19 protein-coding genes are annotated in these 17,973 nt (G+C 72.7%); 8 read left to right on the forward strand and 11 right to left on the reverse strand.

Annotated elements, in window-relative coordinates; translation table 11 throughout:
- Positions 1-307 precede the first annotated feature (307 nt).
- Together AMK11_RS21955 and AMK11_RS21960 are read left to right on the forward strand one after the other, a co-directional pair.
- Complete coding sequence (locus AMK11_RS21955) at positions 308-688, forward strand: ATP-binding protein (protein WP_073729704.1); 381 nt, start codon at positions 308-310, stop codon at positions 686-688.
- A 92-nt stretch (positions 689-780) separates the two neighbouring features.
- Positions 781-1,263, forward strand: a complete 483-nt coding sequence (locus AMK11_RS21960) for a hypothetical protein (RefSeq protein WP_073729705.1) — start codon at positions 781-783, stop codon at positions 1,261-1,263.
- Positions 1,264-1,703: 440 nt separating this feature from the next.
- On the opposite strand, the gene AMK11_RS21965 is transcribed toward AMK11_RS21960, so the two are convergent.
- Complete coding sequence (locus tag AMK11_RS21965; protein WP_073729706.1) at positions 1,704-2,465, reverse strand: phosphoglyceromutase; 762 nt, start codon at positions 2,463-2,465, stop codon at positions 1,704-1,706.
- A 188-nt stretch (positions 2,466-2,653) separates the two neighbouring features.
- Here AMK11_RS21965 and AMK11_RS21970 point away from each other — a divergent pair, with 188 nt between their 5' ends.
- The gene (locus AMK11_RS21970) at positions 2,654-3,940 is read left to right on the forward strand and encodes an MDR family MFS transporter (RefSeq protein ID WP_073729707.1); all 1,287 of its coding nucleotides are present in this window, start codon (positions 2,654-2,656) and stop codon (positions 3,938-3,940) included.
- 15 nt (positions 3,941-3,955) lie between these two features.
- Here AMK11_RS21970 and AMK11_RS21975 read toward each other — a convergent pair whose 3' ends face one another.
- Positions 3,956-4,423 carry a DUF2000 domain-containing protein gene (locus AMK11_RS21975; protein WP_107429727.1) on the reverse strand — a complete coding sequence of 156 codons (468 nt, stop codon included), beginning with the start codon at positions 4,421-4,423 and terminating at the stop codon, positions 3,956-3,958.
- On the opposite strand from AMK11_RS21975, the gene AMK11_RS21980 reads away from it, so the two are divergent.
- Complete coding sequence (locus AMK11_RS21980) at positions 4,422-5,234, forward strand: AraC family transcriptional regulator (RefSeq protein WP_073729708.1); 813 nt, start codon at positions 4,422-4,424, stop codon at positions 5,232-5,234. The two genes, AMK11_RS21975 and AMK11_RS21980, sit on opposite strands and share 2 nt — an antisense overlap.
- A gap of 7 nt (positions 5,235-5,241) precedes the next feature.
- Here the strand turns inward: AMK11_RS21980 and AMK11_RS21985 are convergent, their stop codons facing one another.
- Together AMK11_RS21985 and mshA are read right to left on the reverse strand one after the other, a co-directional pair.
- Entirely contained in the window at positions 5,242-5,754 is a 513-nt protein-coding gene (locus tag AMK11_RS21985; RefSeq protein WP_073729709.1) for a YbjN domain-containing protein, read from the reverse strand.
- Complete coding sequence (mshA, locus tag AMK11_RS21990) at positions 5,747-7,120, reverse strand: D-inositol-3-phosphate glycosyltransferase (protein ID WP_073729826.1); 1,374 nt, start codon at positions 7,118-7,120, stop codon at positions 5,747-5,749. The genes AMK11_RS21985 and mshA overlap by 8 nt, the downstream gene beginning before the upstream one ends.
- Before the next feature lie 214 nt (positions 7,121-7,334).
- Between mshA and AMK11_RS21995 the strand changes: the two genes are divergently transcribed.
- The 3 genes from AMK11_RS21995 (at position 7,335) to AMK11_RS22005 (ending at position 11,213) form a co-directional block, all read left to right on the forward strand.
- Positions 7,335-8,153: an SAM-dependent methyltransferase gene (locus AMK11_RS21995; protein ID WP_079187596.1), complete on the forward strand. Its 819-nt coding sequence runs from the start codon at positions 7,335-7,337 to the stop codon at positions 8,151-8,153.
- Positions 8,154-8,358: 205 nt separating this feature from the next.
- Positions 8,359-9,468: a C40 family peptidase gene (locus AMK11_RS22000; RefSeq protein ID WP_079187597.1), complete on the forward strand. Its 1,110-nt coding sequence runs from the start codon at positions 8,359-8,361 to the stop codon at positions 9,466-9,468.
- A 260-nt stretch (positions 9,469-9,728) separates the two neighbouring features.
- The gene (locus AMK11_RS22005; protein WP_073729711.1) at positions 9,729-11,213 is read left to right on the forward strand and encodes a PP2C family protein-serine/threonine phosphatase; all 1,485 of its coding nucleotides are present in this window, start codon (positions 9,729-9,731) and stop codon (positions 11,211-11,213) included.
- Between the two features lie 28 nt (positions 11,214-11,241).
- Here AMK11_RS22005 and AMK11_RS22010 read toward each other — a convergent pair whose 3' ends face one another.
- From AMK11_RS22010 to AMK11_RS22025, 4 genes are all read right to left on the reverse strand, one after another.
- Positions 11,242-11,577 (reverse strand): DUF2516 family protein, encoded by a 336-nt coding sequence (locus AMK11_RS22010; RefSeq protein ID WP_198941427.1) that lies wholly within the window; start codon positions 11,575-11,577, stop codon positions 11,242-11,244.
- Positions 11,578-11,674: 97 nt separating this feature from the next.
- Complete coding sequence (locus AMK11_RS22015; protein ID WP_073729712.1) at positions 11,675-12,280, reverse strand: hypothetical protein; 606 nt, start codon at positions 12,278-12,280, stop codon at positions 11,675-11,677.
- Positions 12,281-12,364: 84 nt separating this feature from the next.
- On the reverse strand, positions 12,365-12,832 hold the full coding sequence (locus tag AMK11_RS22020; RefSeq protein ID WP_073729713.1) for a helix-turn-helix domain-containing protein: 468 nt from the start codon (positions 12,830-12,832) through the stop codon (positions 12,365-12,367).
- Between the two features lie 137 nt (positions 12,833-12,969).
- A complete protein-coding gene (locus AMK11_RS22025) occupies positions 12,970-13,329 on the reverse strand; it encodes a winged helix-turn-helix transcriptional regulator (RefSeq protein WP_073729714.1) in 360 nt (119 codons plus the stop codon).
- 51 nt (positions 13,330-13,380) lie between these two features.
- On the opposite strand from AMK11_RS22025, the gene AMK11_RS22030 reads away from it, so the two are divergent.
- On the forward strand, positions 13,381-14,274 hold the full coding sequence (locus tag AMK11_RS22030) for an NAD(P)-dependent oxidoreductase (RefSeq protein ID WP_073729715.1): 894 nt from the start codon (positions 13,381-13,383) through the stop codon (positions 14,272-14,274).
- 18 nt (positions 14,275-14,292) lie between these two features.
- Here AMK11_RS22030 and AMK11_RS22035 read toward each other — a convergent pair whose 3' ends face one another.
- The 3 genes from AMK11_RS22035 to AMK11_RS22045 form a co-directional block, all read right to left on the reverse strand.
- The gene (locus tag AMK11_RS22035; protein WP_073729716.1) at positions 14,293-16,350 is read right to left on the reverse strand and encodes a HelD family protein; all 2,058 of its coding nucleotides are present in this window, start codon (positions 16,348-16,350) and stop codon (positions 14,293-14,295) included.
- Positions 16,351-16,425: 75 nt separating this feature from the next.
- The gene (locus AMK11_RS22040) at positions 16,426-17,031 is read right to left on the reverse strand and encodes a TetR/AcrR family transcriptional regulator (RefSeq protein ID WP_073729717.1); all 606 of its coding nucleotides are present in this window, start codon (positions 17,029-17,031) and stop codon (positions 16,426-16,428) included.
- Positions 17,032-17,066: 35 nt separating this feature from the next.
- Entirely contained in the window at positions 17,067-17,918 is an 852-nt protein-coding gene (locus AMK11_RS22045) for a hypothetical protein (RefSeq protein ID WP_079187599.1), read from the reverse strand.
- Positions 17,919-17,973: the final 55 nt, after the last annotated feature.

Below are 17,973 nucleotides of genomic sequence, written 5' to 3' on the forward strand. Positions count from 1 at the left end.
CCCGCGATTGTCAGTGGTCGCGGCTAGTGTCCTGGACGCGTGGTCGGCTTCCGAGGTGTCCAGCTCCGCAGAGCAGCTGCATCCCCGGTTCTGTCTGGGGGCGGCCCGGGAACAGCCCGGGACCCAACCGACGGCCGGGCTAGGTCGATGGCCAAGAACGAGACCTGCCAGCGCCGACCACGCAACCAACGTGCGACGGGGGCCGGGCACGCCGTCCGGCCTCGCTCGCGCTCAGGGCGTCGAAGTCGTACTCCAATACGTATGACGCGGCGTCCAACGTCATCTCGTTGACCTCGACGGAGCGACCTTGCACCCCGTCGCGGAATCCGTGCCACGGGCCCGGCGCTGGTTTCGGAAGTTCATCACCCCCTACGAGCCGGGGCGCTCCGTCGACGACTGCTTTCTGCTGCTCTCGGAGCTGGTGACCAACGCCGTCCTTCACGGCAGGTCGGACGACGAGCCCTGGTTCGTGCGGGTGGAGTGGTTCCGCGATGGGACCGCCCTCCGGGTCGAGGTGCACAACCCGGGGCTCCCGAACGACGTGAGGCTCAGGTGCCCCGACTCCGAGGACGCGCACGGACGTGGGCTGCTCCTGGTCGACGCCATCGCCGACTCGTGGCACTCCGGGCTCAGCCGTTTCGGCGGGACGGTGGTCTTCTTCGAGTTGGCCGATGCCTGGCCACTGTGAGCACGCGGCCCGGTAGCGATCGGCACGGTTGCCGTACGTCTTCGCCGAGCCGGCACTCCAGCGCTGTCAGTGCCTCATGTCAGTGTGCCGCCATGACAAAGACCGCGGAGCTCACCCTCTTCGCCGACTACTTCCAGCTCCACGTGTCCGATGCGGATTCGGACGGTGACCTGAGCGACGCGTGGACACCCCAGGCCGTTGCCGATCACCTGGCGGTCGCACGGGATGCGCTCGGCATCGGCACTGCCGTGAACGTCCACGTGTCCGTCACGGTCGCCCTCCTTCCCCAGGAACCCGACGACGACAGCTCCGAGTTCGACCACGTCGTGGAGGCCAGCCTCGATGTGTCGCGGGGGCGGCTGTCGGTTCAGGGATGCACGGACTACGCGCCGGAAGCGGCAGCTTTCGAGGTCCTCCCGGGCTGGAACCGCGTTCGCGTATCCCGGAGCAACTTGGCACGGGCCATTGAGGCGGATGTCGACTCCGATGAGCACCTCGCGACGACCGAGAAGGTCCGCATCGAAGTGTGGCCGACCCCCGAAGCGCCCTCAAAGGTCATCAAGCGGTGGACGTGAGAAGCCGTGGAACCACACGAGTGCTCTCAGTTCAGGCGCGTCGTCGGGCGAGCCGGAACACCAGGTACCTGAACGGCCAGGAAGACCCAGGGAAAGACCCGACGCCGCTTCCTCGGTGGCGGGCCGGACTGGGCGCGGTAGGGACTTGCGGGCGGCGGACCCTGCGGCGGTGCCGGCCATCCGCGCGGCGGCGGACCGGGACCTTGTGGGGCGCTCGGCCCCCACTGCGGCCCTTGAGCGCGGTGTCTTCTGCTCATGGCGCGCCCTCCTCGTGCTGCTTTCATGGTGCGCTCGGCGCGACGAATGCGCTCGGCAGCGCCCTGGCGGCCCCGGTCCTACACACGCGAACGCCCCCGTCGACGGTCCCAGCACAGCAACAAGGCCCCTACCCGCGAGCAAACAGCAGGTAGGGGCCCTGATCAGGCCCAGATCAGTTCGGGCTACTTCTTCTTCCCCTGGTTCTTAACGGCCTCAATGGCCGCCGCAGCCGCGTCCGGGTCCAGGTACGTCCCGCCCGGGTTCAGCGGCTTGAACTCGGCGTCCAGTTCGTACGTCAGCGGGATGCCCGTCGGGATGTTCAGGCCCGCGATGTCGGCGTCGGAGATGCCGTCGAGGTGCTTCACGAGGGCGCGGAGCGAGTTGCCGTGGGCGGCGACCAGGACCGTGCGGCCGGTGAGGAGGTCGGGGACGATGCTGTCGAACCAGTACGGCAGCATGCGGCCGACGACGTCCTTCAGGCACTCCGTCCGCGGGCGCAGCTCCGGCGGGAGGGTCGCGTAGCGGGCGTCGGAGAACTGGGAGTACTCGGCGTCGCGGTCCAGGGCGGGCGGCGGGGTGTCGTAGGAGCGGCGCCACAGCATGAACTGCTCCTCGCCGAACTCGGCGAGGGTCTGGGCCTTGTCCTTGCCCTGGAGGGCGCCGTAGTGGCGCTCGTTCAGGCGCCAGTGGCGGTGGACCGGGATCCAGTGGCGGTCGGCGGCCTCCAGTGCGAGCTGGGCCGTGCGGATCGCGCGCTTCTGGACGGACGTGTGTACCACGTCGGGCAGCAGGCCGGCGTCCTTGAGCAGCTCGCCGCCGCGCGTCGCCTCCTTCTCGCCCTTGGGGGTGAGGTTGACGTCCACCCAGCCGGTGAACAGGTTCTTCTCGTTCCACTCGCTCTCGCCGTGGCGGAGGAGGATCAGCTTGTACGGTGCGTCGGCCATGCTTCCGAGCCTAATCGAACCCACGCACCGGCCGCGCGGGGCGCCCGAGGCTCGGACGGTTGACGGGAAGTGTTAATCGAGTGGCTCCCGTACCGGCGCTTTCGTAGGTTGTTCGTACGTCACGTAAGTCGTGCTTCCCGGCTCAGCCGCTTACAGTCTTCGCCGTTCACAGTCTTCTCGGGGGTCCCATGTCCGTCACCGGTGTCAGGCGTGCCGTGCGGGAGTCCGTTTCCGGGCTCCCCCGCGAGTTCTGGTGGCTGTGGACCAGCACCCTGGTCAACCGGCTCGGTGCCTTCGTCGCCACCTTCATGGCGCTGTACCTGACCATCGACCGCGGGTACTCCGCCTCGTACGCCGGACTGGTCGCCGCGCTGCACGGGCTCGGCGGCGTCGTCTCCTCGCTGGGCGGCGGGGTGATGGCCGACCGGCTCGGGCGGCGGCCCACGCTGCTCGTCGCGCAGGTCTCCACCGCGCTGTCCGTCGCACTGCTCGGCTTCGTGCGGGACCCGGTCGCCATCGCGGCCGTCGCCTTCCTGGTCGGCATGGCGAGCAACGCCTCCCGGCCGGCCGTGCAGGCGATGATGGCGGACATCGTGCGGCCCGAGGACCGTATCCGCGCCTTCTCGCTCAACTACTGGGCCATCAACCTCGGCTTCGCGGTCTCCTCCATGGCGGCCGGGTTCATCGCCGAGGCCAGCTATCTCGCCGGGTTCCTGATCGAGGCCGGGATGACGCTCGTGTGCGCCGTGCTCGTCTTCGTGAAGCTGCCCGAGTCGCGGCCGGAGGAGGGGGACGACGGCAGTGGGGCCGCCGGTGCCGCGGAGGCTCCCGTGTCGCTCGGGACCGTGCTGCGCGACGGGCGGTACATGGGGGTCGTCGGGCTGTCCTTCCTGATCGCCCTGATCTTCCAGCAGGCGTACGTCGGGCTGCCGGTGGCCATGGGTGAGGCGGGGTTCACACCCGCCGACTTCGGGATGGCCATCGCCGTCAACGGGGTGCTGATCGTCGTGCTCCAGATCCCGGTCACGCGGTTCATCGAGCACCGTGACCCGCGGCTGCTGCTCGTCGGCTCGGCGCTGCTGGCCGGGTACGGCTTCGGGCTCACCGCCTTCGCCGGGTCGGTCGCGGTGTTCGCGCTGACCGTGTGCGTGTGGACGCTGGCCGAGATCGTCAACGCGCCGACCCAGACCGGGCTCGTCGTGCGGCTGTCGCCCGTGCGGGGGCGCGGGCGGTACCAGGGGATGTACACCATGTCCTGGGCGGTCGCCTCCCTCGTCGCCCCGCTGATGTCCGGGTTCGTCATCGACCGCTGGGGCGCCGAGTGGCTGTGGGGCGTGTGCGCCGTCGTCGGGACGGTGGCGGCGGCCGGGTACTGGGGGCTCATGCGGGGGCTGCCGCAGGAGGACGCCGCGGTCGCGAAGACGGTTCCCGACGCGGCCGCGCCCGCGAAGGCCGCCGAGGTCACCGGCGCCTGACCACCGCCGCCCCGCTCACGGGTGCATCCGCGCTCCCTTCAGCACCTTGTCCACGGCGTTCCTCGGGCCGTACACCGCGAGGCCCACCAGGTCGAGTTCCGCGGTCGGTACGGCCCGTACCGCCGCCCGGTTGTCGCCGTCGTTGCCGGTGGTGAAGAGGTCGGACGTGAACAGAGCGCGCGGCAGGGCGCGCGACAGCACGCGCGCGTGGGCGGTCGTCAGCGTCTCCTTGGTGCCCTCGAAGACCAGCACCGGCTGCCGGAACATCGGCAGGTAGCCGACCGCGTCGGCGTCCTCGTACGGTTCGCCGATCACCTCGGGACACTGCGATCCCAGGCCGCTGACCAGGAAGGCGGTGACGTTGAGCCGCTGCCAGGTCTCCAGGTCCTCGCGCAGCAGTACGGCGATCTTGGTGTCGAAGCGCGTGTTCATACGGTGAGACTGCCGGGCCGGGTACGGGCGGGTCTTGTACGTTCTTTGCATGGCCGCCGACCAGCGGACGCGCACCGTCTCCGCCTGGCGCCCCCGCGTCCCGGGCGTCGTCGAGGTCTTCCACGCCCACTACACCGAGTACGCCTACCCGATGCACGTCCACGACGCCTGGACGCTGCTCATCGTCGACGACGGGGCCGTACGGTACGACCTGGACCGGCACGAGCACGGCACCCCGCACGACACGGTGTCGCTGCTGCCGCCGCACGTGCCGCACAACGGCTCCCCCGCCACCCCGGACGGCTTCCGCAAGCGCGTGCTGTACCTGGACGCCTCCCGGCTGGGCGAGGAGCTGATCGGGCCGGCGGTCGACGGCCCCGACCTGCGGGACCCCGTGCTGCGGCGGCGGGTGGGGCAGCTGCACGCGGCGCTGGCACTGCCCGGGGAGGAGCTGGAGGCGGAGAGCCGGCTGACGTTGATCGGGGAGCGGCTGCACGCCCACCTGCGGCCCCGGGAGCCCCGGGACCGAGCACGGCGCGATCCCGTGCTGGCGCGGCGGCTGCGGGAGCTGCTCGACGAGCGGGTCGTCCAGGGCGTCACCCTCGACGAGGCCACCGCGCTGGTGCCCGCGCATCCGGCCCACCTCGTACGGGCGTTCAGCGGCGCCTACGGCATCGCACCGCACCAGTACCTGATGTCCCGGCGCGTGGAGCGGGCGCGGCGGCTGCTGCTCGCGGGGCGTGCTCCGGCGGAGGTGGCCGGCGCGACCGGCTTCTACGACCAGGCCCATCTGACCCGGCACTTCAAGCGGCTGGTGGGGGTCACGCCGGGGGCCTATCGCACCGGCCGCACCCCGGGCTGACGGGGCGTCAGCTCTCGGAGTCCCCGGTGCGCTCGATCAGGCGCTGGAACGCCTCCAGGTTCCGCGTCGACTCCCCGCGCGCGGTGCGCCACTCGTACTCCTTGCGGATGGCGGTGGCGAAGCCCAGCTCCAGCAGGGTGTTGAAGGCGCCGTCGGCGGCCTCCAGGACCTGGCCGAGGAGGCGGTCGATCTCGTCGGGGGTGACGGCGGCCAGGGGGAGCTTCGCGGTGACGTAGACGTCGCCGAGGCGGTCGACCGCGTAACTCACCCCGTACAGCTTGAGGTTGCGTTCCAGGAGCCAGCGGTGGACCGCCGGTTCGTTCTCGTCGGGGTGGCGGACGACGAAGGCGTTGAGGGAGAGGGAGTGGCGGCCGACGAGGAGGGAGACCGTCGTGGAGAGCTTGCGGGTGCCGGGGAGTTTGACGACGTAGTTGCCGGGTTCGGGGCTCTCCCACTCCAGCTCGGCGTCCTTCAGGGCGTCCTCGACGACCTGTGCTGCCTTCTGCGCTGCCTCAGCCATGGTGGGAGCGTACGCGACGGCGGTGGGCTTGGATCGCGGCCGTGTAGACGTCGGCGGTCGCGGCGGCGGCGCTGTCCCAGCCGAAGGACTGGGCGTGCCGGGCGGCGGCGTCGCCCATCCGGGGCACCAGCTCCGGGTTGTCGGCGAAATCGCGCAGCACGCGCGCGTACGCGGCGGGATCGTGGCCCTCGACGAGGCGGCCGGTGTGTCCGTCGCGCACGGCGACCGGGAGTCCGCCGACCGCGGCGGCGAGGACCGGGGTGCCGGCCGCCTGGGCCTCTATGGCGACCAGGCCGAAGGACTCGCTGTAGGAGGGCATGACGAGGACGGAGGCGGCCCGGAACCAGTCGGCGAGCTGTTCCTGGCCGACGGGCGGGCGGAAGCGTACGACGTCGGCGATGCCCAGCCGCGCGGCGAGTTTCTGCAGGCCCTCCGGCTTGGCGAGGCCGCTGCCGCTGGGGCCGCCGACGACGGGGACGAGGAGGCGGGAGCGCAGCTCGGGGCGTTCGTCGAGGAGGACGGCGACCGCGCGGAGGAGTATGTCGGGGGCCTTGAGGGGCTGTATGCGGCCGGCGAAGAGCGGGATCAGGGCGTCCTGGGGCAGGCCGAGGCGGGCGCGGGCGGCGGCGCGGGCGTCGGCCCGCTCGCCGGGGCCGGGCTCGGCGCCCCTGGGGAAGGGGCGGAAGCGGTCGAGGTTCACGCCGGGGTGGACGACGGCGACCCTGGCCGGGTCGGCGGCGTAGTGGCGGACCAGCTCGTCGGCTTCCTCGGCGGTGTTGGCGATCAGCCGGTCGGAGGCGGCGACGATCTGGGTCTCGCCGATGACGCGGGCGGCGGGCTCGGGGGTGTCGCCGTCGGCCAGGTTGGCGTTCTTGACCTTGGCCATGGTGTGCATGGCGTGCACCAGGGGGGCGCCCCAGCGCTGGGCGGCGAGCCAGCCGACGTGGCCGGAGAGCCAGTAGTGGGAGTGGACCAGGTCGTAGTAGCCGGGGCGGTGGCCGGCCCAGGCCTGCATCACGCCGTGCGTGAAGGCGCACAGCTGGGCCGGGAGGTCTTCCTTCGCCAGGCCCTCGTACGGTCCGGCGTCGACGTGGCGGACGAGTACGCCGGGGGCGAGCTGGACGGAGGGCGGGAGTCCGCCGGCCGTCGCGCGGGTGAAGATCTCGACCTCGATGTTGATCGCGGCGAGGCGCTGCGCGAGCTCCACGATGTAGACGTTCATACCGCCGGCGTCGCCGGTGCCGGGCTGGTGGAGCGGTGAGGTGTGCACCGAGAGCATGGCGACGCGCCGGGGCCTGCGATGCAGCCTCAGCCGCGGGGAGGCCGCCGGTGAGCGACGCCCGAGCCTGCTGACGTACTGGCTCACGAGCCATTCCTCCTCGCTGCGGGCATGCCGGTCGAAGGACACGCGCCGCCCTCCAAGGGGTGCGAACACCGGACCGGGGCGCTCCATTTCCGGTTTCCCCGCCTTTGCCGAATCATTACCGCCTATCGATCAACCGTTCGATGGCCGGTTGCGTCCCCCTCGCAGGGGGCGGACACGTCCGGGCAGCCACCCCCGGCCGCATACCCTCGTACGCATGCCCTCCCGCGCCACCGCCCGCACGGCCCCCGTGGGCACGGTCACCCGCGGGACGACGAACCCGAACCGGCTGCGCCGGATGGACCGCTGGATCGCGGCCGTCCACGGAGCCGAGCTGCGCCGCGCCGCCGACCCCGTCGCCGTGGACCTCGGGTACGGCGCGGCCCCCTGGACGGCCGTCGAGCTGCTGCACCGCCTGCGCACGGTCGCACCGCACGCGCGCGTGGTGGGCGTCGAGATCGACCCGGCGCGGGTGGCGGCAGCCCAGCCGTACGCGCGCGCGGGGCTCGATTTCCGGCACGGCGGCTTCGAGGTGCCCGTCTCCCCGCGGCCCTCGCTCATCCGCGCGGCGAACGTGCTGCGGCAGTACGACGAGGGTGAGGTGGCCGCGGTCTGGCGGCGGCTGTGCGCGCGGCTCGCGCCGGCGTCGGAGCACTCGCGCGGGGGGCTCCTGGTCGAGGGGACGTGCGACGAGATCGGGCGCCGGCACGTATGGGTGGCGCTCGGGCCAGAGGGGCCGCGCACGGTCACCCTCGCCACCCGGCTGGGCTCCCTGGACCGCCCTTCCGACCTGGCGGAACGGCTGCCGAAGGCGCTGATCCACCGCAATGTCCCCGGCGAGCCCGTGCACACCTTCCTCCGCGACTTCGACCGCGCCTGGGCCGCCGCCGCGCCCTACGCCTCCTACGGCGCCCGCCAGCGCTGGATGCGGGCGGTGCGGGACCTGGCGGCCGACTGGCCGGTGACCGACGGGCCGGGGCGGTGGCGCCAGGGCGAGGTGACGGTGCGGTGGGAGGCGCTGGCACCGCGCGGTTGAGCCGGACGGCGGTCGCCGGGTCCGGTGCCGGGAGGGGGGAACGATCTCCGTGCGGCGTTCGTCACACAGCGGGGGAATCGTCGTACGGCGCGGCAGAAGGGGGGATGCAGGAGGGAAGCACGACCTCTGTCGCTTTCCGCGCGGGCATGGCACGATCCCCCAGGCGACGTAAGTTACTGACGGTTAACCAGTTTGGGGGCGAGGTATGCGCACGGGGAAGCATGGCTGGACGACCGCTGCCGTGACCGTGGTCTGCGCGGTCACCGTGCTGGCGGCACCGGGCACGGCGTTCGCGGACCCGGGACCCTCCCCCTCGCCCGGCACGCCCAGCGCCTCGCCCTCCGCCCCTGCCGCCACCCAGGGCAAGGACCTGGAGGCCGTGCGCAAGAAGCTCGACAAGCTCTACCGCGAGGCGGCCTCGGCCACCGAGGAGTACAACGCGGCCGAGGAGAAGGCGGACAAGCAGTCGGCCGAGATCGTCGAGCTGGCCAAGAAGATCGTCAAGGGCCAGGAGAAGCTGGACGGCCTCAAGGACCGCGCGGGCGCGGCGGCCCGCTCCCAGTACCGCACCGGCGGCCTGCCCGACGAGGCCAAGCTGATGCTGAGCGACGACCCCGAGGACTTCCTGGACGGCACCGGCCGCGTCCTCCAGGGTCAGCGCGCCACCAAGGGCCTGCTCGCCGAGATGACCCGCACCCAGCAGGACCTGGAGGCCTACGCGGCCGACGCCTCGGACCGGTTCGAGGAGCTGGAGGCGAACCGCAAGGCCAAGGCCACCGCCCAGAAGAAGGTCGAGAAGCAGATCAAGGCGGCCGAGAAGCTGGAGTCCGAGCTGGAGCAGGAGGAGAAGGAGCGCCTGGCCCGGCTGGAGCGTGAGGCCCAGGAACGGGCCCAGACCGCCTGGCTCGGCTCCGGCATCCTGAAGGACCTCGACAGCGAGGCGACCGAGCAGGGCCGCAAGGCCGTCGAGTACGCCACCGCCCAGGTCGGCAAGCCGTACCAGTGGGGCGCCGAGGGCCCGAAGGCCTACGACTGCTCCGGCCTGACCTCACAGGCCTGGGTGGCGGCCGGCACGGCGATACCGCGCACCTCGCAGCAGCAGTGGAAGCAGCTCCAGCGCGTCGATATCAAGGACATGCGCCCCGGCGACCTGATCATCTACTTCGACGACGCCAGCCACGTCGGCATGTACGTCGGCGACGGCTCCGTCGTGCACGCCCCGCGCCCCGGGCGCTCGATCACGATCGCGGGGGCGGGCACGATGCCCATACTCGGGGTGGTACGACCCGGCACGGACGCGTCCGCCCCGGAGTGACCCCTCGCGCCGGGAACGTGAACCGGGCCACGTGACCCAGTCCACGCCCGGCGCCCCGCCCCGCGTGACGTTCGTCATCCCGGCCCCCCGGTCGACGTGTCCAACTGCGGTACATAACGCGGCATATGACATTGGCCGACGACCGTCCGGCGTGTCCTGGACCATTCCGCAGCGGCGGCGTCACCCGCTATGGTCCCCGTCGGTGGGTCGAGGTCCCTCGCCCCGCCATGCCCTCGGGGGGAGGGAAGGAAACCAAGACGATGCCCGTACCCGTACCGCGGCCAAGGGCGATCCCGGCCGTGGAGTGCGGTCAGGCGCCCGCCGCGTCCCAGGACCGCGGCCCTTCCACGGAACAGGCCCCGCCCGGGACAGCCCCGGCCGAGAACCTCTCCGGCCGGCCGGAGAACCCCACCCAGAAGCGCGAGAAGACCACGGAGAACCGCGACAACACCCCGACCCGGACCGCTGACGCGACCTCGGACCGGACCACGGACCGGACCCCCGGCCGTGCCACGGACCAGCGCGGGAGTGCCGTCCCCACGAACCTGACGGTGCTGCTGATCGAGGACGACCCGGGCGGCTCACCGATCGTGCCCGACCTGCTCGACCAGTCCGGCAAGCCGATCCGCATCCGCACGGCCCGCAACCTCACCGAGGCCGGCCGGCTGCTGACCGACGACGTCCACTGCATCCTGCTGGACCTCGCCCTGCCGTCCCCCGCCCCGGCCCGCACCAGCGCCGACGACGGCGGCGACGGGGACGCGGACGGACACGACGAGCTGGCGGTGCTGAGGCACGTACTGGAGCTCGCGCCCCGGCACGCCGTGCTCGCGCTCACCTCCTCCAGCGACGCCGAGCGCGGCGCGGAGGCCGTGGCCGTCGGCGCCCAGGACTACCTGTTCCGGGACGAGCTGGACGGCCGGCTGCTGAGCCGCGCGATCCGCTACGCCGTCGAGCGCAAGCGGTCCGACTCGGCGGAGCGGCGCCTGGCCGAGGGCCGGCTGCGCGCCCAGGAGAACCGCCGGCTGGAGCGCGGCCTGCTGCCGACACCGCTCCTGGAGGGCTCCCCGCTGCGCTTCGCCGCCCGCTACCGTCCGGGCCGCTCCCGCGCCCTGCTCGGCGGCGACTTCTACGACGTCGTCCGCACCCCGGACGGCACCGTGCACGCCATGATCGGCGACGTCTGCGGGCACGGCCCGGACGAGGCGGCGCTCGGCGTGGAGCTGCGGATCGCGTGGCGCGCGCTGACCCTGGCGGGGCTCTGCGGCGACCAACTGCTGGGCACGCTCCAGCAGGTGCTGGAGCACGAGCGCGCGCACGACGAGATCTTCGCGACCCTGTGCGCCGTGGACATCGCCCCGGACGGCCGCCGCGCCGGCCTGTGCCTGGCCGGGCACCCGGCGCCGCTGGTCGCCGGTCCGGGCACGCCCGCGAAGCTGCTGCCCTACGACAACAACGGCCCGGCGCTCGGCCTGCTGCCGGGCGCCCGCTGGCCGCGCATGCAGGTGGAGCTGGGCGCCGAGTGGAGCCTGATGCTCTACACCGACGGCCTGATCGAGGGCCACGTCGGCGAGGGCCGGGAGCGGCTCGGCCAGGACGGCATGGTGGAGATGGTGCGCCGGCAGTTCGCCGAGGGCCTGCAGGGCGAGCAGTTGCTGCGGGCGACCGTCAACGAGGTCCGCGAGCTCAACGGCGGCGAACTGGCCGACGACGTGGCCGTGGTCCTGCTGGACCGGACGCCCTGAGCCGCCCGGTCCGAGCCGGCGGTGCGGGTCAACGCCCGCCGTTGTACGGACCGTACGGGCCGTCGCTGCTGGAGCCGCGGCGGGTGCTGCGCCCGCCGCCCGGCAGGCCGCGCAGCGCGGGCCGTACGTCGACCATGTACACGATCGTCGCGATGAGCCCGATGATCGGCAGGAACGACAGGATGTTGAAGACCAGGTTCACCACGAAGGCGAGCCCGAGGATGATCAGCCAGAACGGCTTGGTCTTCTTGTCGGCCGCGCGGTAGGCGTCCTCACGGCGCGTGGCGGCGTCGATCAACGCGAAGCCGCTGAAAAGGATCAGGGCGATGCTCAGCAGCCACATGAAGCCTGCGAACCCCTGCATCAGCACAACGTCCACCACCCGAGTCGGATCGTCCTTCCGCGGTCACCGTACCCGGTGAACGGGCCGGACACCCCAGAGGTGCCCGGCCCGGAGCCGGCTACTTCGCGGGCGGCGTCGTCTTCTTCGCGGCGGCGCTCTTCTTGGCCGGGGCCTTGCGCGGCGCCGGGGTCTTCCTCGCCGCGGCGGACTTGTCCTCGGTGACCTCGACCGGCTCGGACTTGGCGGGCTCGGCCGGCTCGACGGCCACGGCGAACTCCTCGACGCCCTCGGCGACGTCCTCGATGCCGTCGGCGGCCTGGCCGCGCCAGGTGCGCACCGCCTGCTCGCCGCGCTCGGCGACCTTCTCGTAGGCCTCCCGCGCCTTGACGGCGTACTCGGCGGCGACGCCGACCGAGCGCAGCGCGAGGTCCTGCGCGTTCTCGCCGAGCTTCTTGAAGTCGGCGTCGAGGGAGCCGAAGAGCTCGTTGGCCTTGGCCTGGAAAGTGCCCTGGGTCTCCTTGACGCGGGCCGTCGCCTTCTCCTGGACGGCCTTCGGGTCGGTGTTGCGCACGGCCTCGATCCGCGCCGGGGCCTCGGCGCGCAGCTGCTCCACCAGCACCGGCACCTTCTTGGCCTGCTGGAAGGCCAGGTCGGCGGTGCCCGCGGCGAAGTAGAGCGGGGTGGGGTCGCTGAAGGTCTTGCGCAGGTCGTCGGTGATGGCCATGGTGATGGTCCTCCGGAATTGCGTTCGACTGAGGGTTTTGGGGTTGTGCGGTGGTCCCGCGCCCGGCCGGCCACCGGCTGTCGGCTACGGCTCGCCGCCGGTACGGGCGCCGGGACCCGGTATGGAGTCCGCGCCCCCGGCGGCGTCGCCCGCCGCCGCGTCCCGGGCCGGCACCTCTTCCTCCCCGTCGGTCCCGAACCCGTTCTCCTTGCGGAAGGACTCGTAGATCTGGAGCAGCACCTGCTTCTGCCGCTCGTTGAGCGAGGGGTCGGCGAGGAGCACCGCACGCGTCTCCACGTCGTCCCGGTCCCGCTCCGCGTCGAGGATCCCGGCCCGTACGTAGAGCGTCTCGGCGGAGATCCGCAGCGCCTTGGCGACCTGCTGGAGCACCTCCGCGCTCGGCTTGCGCAGCCCGCGCTCGATCTGGCTCAGGTACGGATTGGACACGCCCGCGGCGTCGGCGAGCTGCCGCAGCGAGAGCTGCGCGTTGCGCCGCTGCTCGCGCAGGTACTCACCGAGGTTGCCGAGATTGCCGACGTTGAGCGAGGCCATGCCTCCACCATGCACCAGGCTGCTAACTATTGCAAGCAGCCGCTTGCAATAGTGCCCGCACCCACTTTTTTGTGCGTACTGGGCAACGCGCCACGCCCGTTCCAGACTGAAGCAGCAGACAGGCAGACAGGCAGACGTCAGGAGGCCGCGCGGACGGCGGCCTCCGGTCCCGCCAGCCGGTCCAGGCGGCGGTGGCCCCAGTCGGAGAGGGGGGAAAGGGCCTCGGCGAGATCCCGGCCGAACTCGGTCAGGGAGTACTCCGTCTTGGGCGGCAGCACGTCGTACACCTCGCGGTGCACCACGCCGTCCGCCTCCATCTCGCGCAACGCCTGGGTCAGCACCTTCTCGGTGAGGCCCGGCGCCTTCCGGCGCAGTTCGGCCGGCCGGTGCGGCCCCGACTCCAGCAGCCACAGCAGCGTGGTCTTCCACTTGCCCTCGATCACGGCGATCGCGGCGGTCACTCCGCAGACGTTCGGATCGTGGCGCCGGTGTGCCATGTCCTGCCCCCATTCATCAGCGATCATTCGTCACGTTACGGGAGTTCAAGCATGTCCGCACAGACCCACCAGCCCTCCGCCGTCACCGTCCTCGGCCTGGGCCCGATGGGCCGGGCGCTGGCCGCCGCCTTCCTGGCCGCCGGGCTGCGCACCACCGTCTGGAACCGCACGCCCGGCCGGGACACCGACCTGGTCGCCAAGGGCGCGATCCCGGCGGCCTCCGCCGAGGAGGCGGTCGCCGCCGCCCCGCTGACCGTCGTCTGCGTGGTGAACTACGACGCCTCCGACGCCGTACTGCGCCAGGACGCCGTCACCGCCGCCCTCAAGGGCCGCACGGTCGTGAACCTGAGCGCCGACACGCCCGGACGGGCCCGGGACACGGCCGAGTGGGCCGACCGCCACGGCGTCCGCTACCTGGACGGCGCGATCATGACCCCGACCCCGACCATCGGCACGGACGACGCGGTGTTCCTGCACAGCGGCCCCGAGGAGCTGTACCGGGAGCACCAGCCGCTGCTGGCGGCGCTCGGCGGCACGCACACCCACCTCGGCGAGGACGCCGGGCGGGCCGCGGCGTACGACATCGCGCTGCTCGACATCTTCTGGACGGCGATGGCAGGCTACGTGCACGCCCTCGCGGTGGCCCGGGCGGAGGGCGTCACCGGGGCGGAACTCGCGCCGTTCGCCCAGGGCATCGCGGCGATCCTGCCGCCGCTGTTCACCGAGTTCGCCGCCGACACCGACGCCGGTACCTACTCGGGCGAGCTGAACCCGATCACCTCGGCCGCCTCGACCATGGCCCACGTCGTCCACGCCTCCGAGGCGCACGGCATCGACGCGAGCCTGATGCGGGTCGTCGAGGGGCAGGCCCGGCGGGTCATCGCGCGCGGGCACGGCACGGACGGGTACACCCGTGTCGCCAACGTGATCACGACCGGGCGCTGACCCGGGCGGCGGCGGCCGTCAGAAGGGCAGCGGCCGCGCGTGCACCACGTCCAGCCGGGACACCGCGCGGGTGAGCACCACGTACAGCCGGTGCAGGCCCCGCCCGCCGGCGCCCTCCGCCTCCGCGATCGCCGCCGGTTCGACGGCGACGACGTGGTCGTACTCCAGCCCCTTGACGACGCCCGCCGGCGCCACGGTCACCCGGGCGCCCAGCTCTTCCGGCCCCCCGGCCGGGATGCCGGCCGCGTCGAGGGCGTCGCGCAGCCCGGGTACGTCCGCGTCCGCGGCGACGACACCGACGGAGCCGTCCCGGGTGAGGGCGGCCCGTACGGCGCCGACGGCCGCGTCCACGACCCGGCCGTCGGCGACCGGGCGGACCGACAGCTCCCCGTCCGGGCGCAGCGAGCGGGCCTCGGGCACCTCCACGCCGAGCCGCGCCAGCAGCCGGTTGGTGAGGCCGACGACCGCCTGCGGCACCCGGAAGCCGGTGGTCAGCGGTGTCACCGGGGCGTTGGGGCGGCCGAGGTGGGCGAGGGCCGTCCACCACGACCGGGCGGCCCACGGCGTGGTGCCCTGGGCCAAATCGCCGAGGACGGTGAGCGAGCCGAAGGCGGCCCGGCGGGCGATGGCCCGGTACTCCATCGGGGACAGGTCCTGGGCCTCGTCGACGACGATGTGCCCGTAGCCCTCGGGGTGTTCGAGGAGCCCGGCGACCTCGTCGAGGAGAACCAGGTCGGCGGCGGTCCAGCGGGCCGACCGCCACGACCGCCGCGCGTCGGCCGCCGTCCAGAGCACCGCCTTCTGCTCCTCGTCGTCCAGCAGACCCTCGGCGGCCCGCGCCAGCGCGTCCGGATCGCCGAAGAGCCCCGCGACGACCTCCTCGGGACGCACCCGGGGCCAGGCCGCGTCGAGGTGGGCGGTGACGGGCCGGGCGCGTTCGATCCGGCGCGTCCAGGCGGCCGTCCGCGGCCCGCTCCGCCGCTCGGCCTGCTCCTGGACGTACCGCACGATCCGGGCCCGCACCCGTTCCCGGCCCACGGTGTACAGCGGTTCCTCTTCCTGTACGTCCGCCACGATCCGGGCCAGCTCGCCGGCCGGGACCCGCCAGCGGTACGAGCCGTCCGGCACGGCGAGGGAGCCGGCGGCGTCGGCGGTCACGCGGGCGTACAGGGCGCGGCGCAGCACCTCGGCCGTCCGGGCGTCGTGCTTCACGACGGCGGCCCGCTCGTCGTCGGTGGCGGTGACCGGGTGCCGGGCGATCTCCCGGGCGAGGGTGGACTGCCGTACGCCGGTCTCGCCGAGGGCGGGCAGCACCTCGGCGATGTAGGCGAGGAAGGTGGCATTGGGGCCGAGGATTAGCAGGCCGCCGCGGGCGATGCGCCGGGGGTGGGTGTAGAGCAGGTAGGCGGCCCGGTGGAGGCCGACGGCGGTCTTCCCGGTGCCCGGGGCGCCCTGCACGCACACCGTGGCGGTGAGGTCGGCGCGGACGAGGTCGTCCTGCTCGGGCTGGATGGTGGCTGCGATGTCCCGCATGGGTCCGACGCGGGGCCGTTCGATCTCCCGGGCCACGATGTCGCTCGCGCGGGACTCGCCCCGGCCGAGGTGTTCGTCCTCCAGCCCGGTGAGGTCGGTCGAGTCCCCGCGGCTGCCGGGCGCCCAGCCGAAGCGCCGGCGGACGGCGACGCCGCGCGGGTCGGTGGCGGTGGCCTGGTAGAAGGCGCGGGCGACGGGGGCGCGCCAGTCGACGACGAGGGGCGGGGCGGCGGGCTCCTCGGTGATCCGCAGCCGGCCGAGGTGATACGTCTGCCCCGCGTGATCGCCCGCCGGTTCCGTCCCGGCGAAGTCCAGCCGCCCGAAGAACAGCGGGCCCGCGGGCAGTTCGCGCAGTTCCTTCGCCCGGCTGCGCAACCGGTACCCGAGCACTTCGGCGTCGGCACCGGAGGCGGAGACGTCCTCGCCGGTGACGACGTGTTCCCGGGCGCCGTCGGCCATGGCAGCGAGAGCGGTGCGGCAGTGGTCGTGGTGGGCGCGTTCGCGGGCGAGGGCGTGCCGGAGGGCGGGATCGGGTGAGCTCATTCCATCGAGCGTAACCAAAATACGAGACTCAGTTAAATAATTTACTCAGAATCACCTTGCCGGACTCACCTCGGCTCAGGCGATCCAAGGCAGCCCGGCCGCCAGCACCCCGAACGCCCGCTCCGCCGCCGCCACCGCGTCCCCGCGCACCGCGGCCACCCGCTCCCCGGCCGCGATCCGCCGCCAGTTCTCCAGCGCGAGCACCCGCTGTACGGCGATGACCTGCCCGGCCGCCAGCCTCGCGTCCAGATCACCGCCGAGGGCCTCGGCGAGCGCGGCCTCCGACCGCTCCAGGTGCGTGTGCAACCGGGCGACGAGCGCGGGCGTCCCGTACAGCAGCGTGTGGAAGGCGAGTACGCCGGGATCGTCGTTGAGCCCGGTCACCGGGTCGCACCGCTCCAGCCCCGCCAGGAAGTGCCGGCGCAGCGCCGCCAGCGGCGTGGGCCCCTGCGCCACCACCCGCGCCGCCTCGCCCTCGTGGTCGGCGATGCGGTGCAGGACCAGGTCCTCCTTGGCCGGGAAGTACCGGAAGAGCGTCGGCTTGGACACCTCGGCCTCGGCGGCGACCTCCGCGACGGACACCGCGTCGAAGCCCTTCTCCACGAACAGCCGGACGGCGGTGTCCGACAGCACCTGGATCGTCCGCTGCCTCTTGCGCTCCCGCAGACCGGTCTCCACCATGCGACCGACCCTACGCCGGGGCGCCGGGCGGCGACTCAGGCGGTGGGCAGCGCCCGCCAGGGGGGCGGCGACGCCAGCTCCCAGAGGCTGTCGAAGTGCTTGTTCCAGGTGGCGATGACCGCCTTCGCGTCGTCACCGCCTTCCTGCGACCAGACCGTGAGGGCGGTGCGGTAGCCCTTGGGGTCGTAGTACTCCGGGTCCGAGCTGCGCAGGACGGTGCGGGCGGTGACGTCGTAGAGGCCGTGCAGGACGAGCTCGCGGTTGAAGACGCAGACCTTGTGCGTGGGTATGCCGGGATGGAGCCGGTACTCGCACCGGGCGGTCACCCGGCCGAGGCCGGTCAGCCGCTCCGCGAGGCCGGACAGGGTCTGGTCGTACTCCCGGCACTTCTCCTCGAGCCGCTTGCGGAAGTCCTGGTCGTCCTCCGGCCTGCCGTCCTGGCCGACCCGAGAGGGCACGGTCATCGGGCGGTCGAAGTCGGGGATGAGGAACCGCACGTTGACGTGACGGGTGGGTCCGGGATCCTCCTGCAGGCCTTCCAGGCGGTGGTGCAGTTCGTTGTAGAGCGTCTCGCCGGTGTACCCGAGGAAACCGATCTCCACCGTGCGGGCGCGGAACGCCTCGCTCACGAACGTGCCCAGTTCCCGGGACTCGACCTGAGCCCGGGCAGGCAGACGCAGGGACGCCGCCAGGTCCTTCACCGACTCGTACAGGACGTAGCCCACGAGGCTGAGCAGCGCACCGCCGAGGAAGGCCTTGTCCTGGAGGGCATCGCCGATCGGCTCGACCAGTTGGGCGCTCACTCCGGTGACGAACAGGCCCAGCAGCAGGGTGCGGGTCACCGCCGGTTCGTATCGCGCCTGCAGCCGCCGGAAGCGGGACGCCATTCCGTCGATGCTCGATCCGCCCGGCCTACCCGGCATGCGCAGTCCCCCCGAACCG

It is taken from the genome of Streptomyces sp. CB02414, assembly GCF_001905385.1.
Taxonomy (GTDB): Bacteria; Actinomycetota; Actinomycetes; order Streptomycetales; family Streptomycetaceae; genus Streptomyces.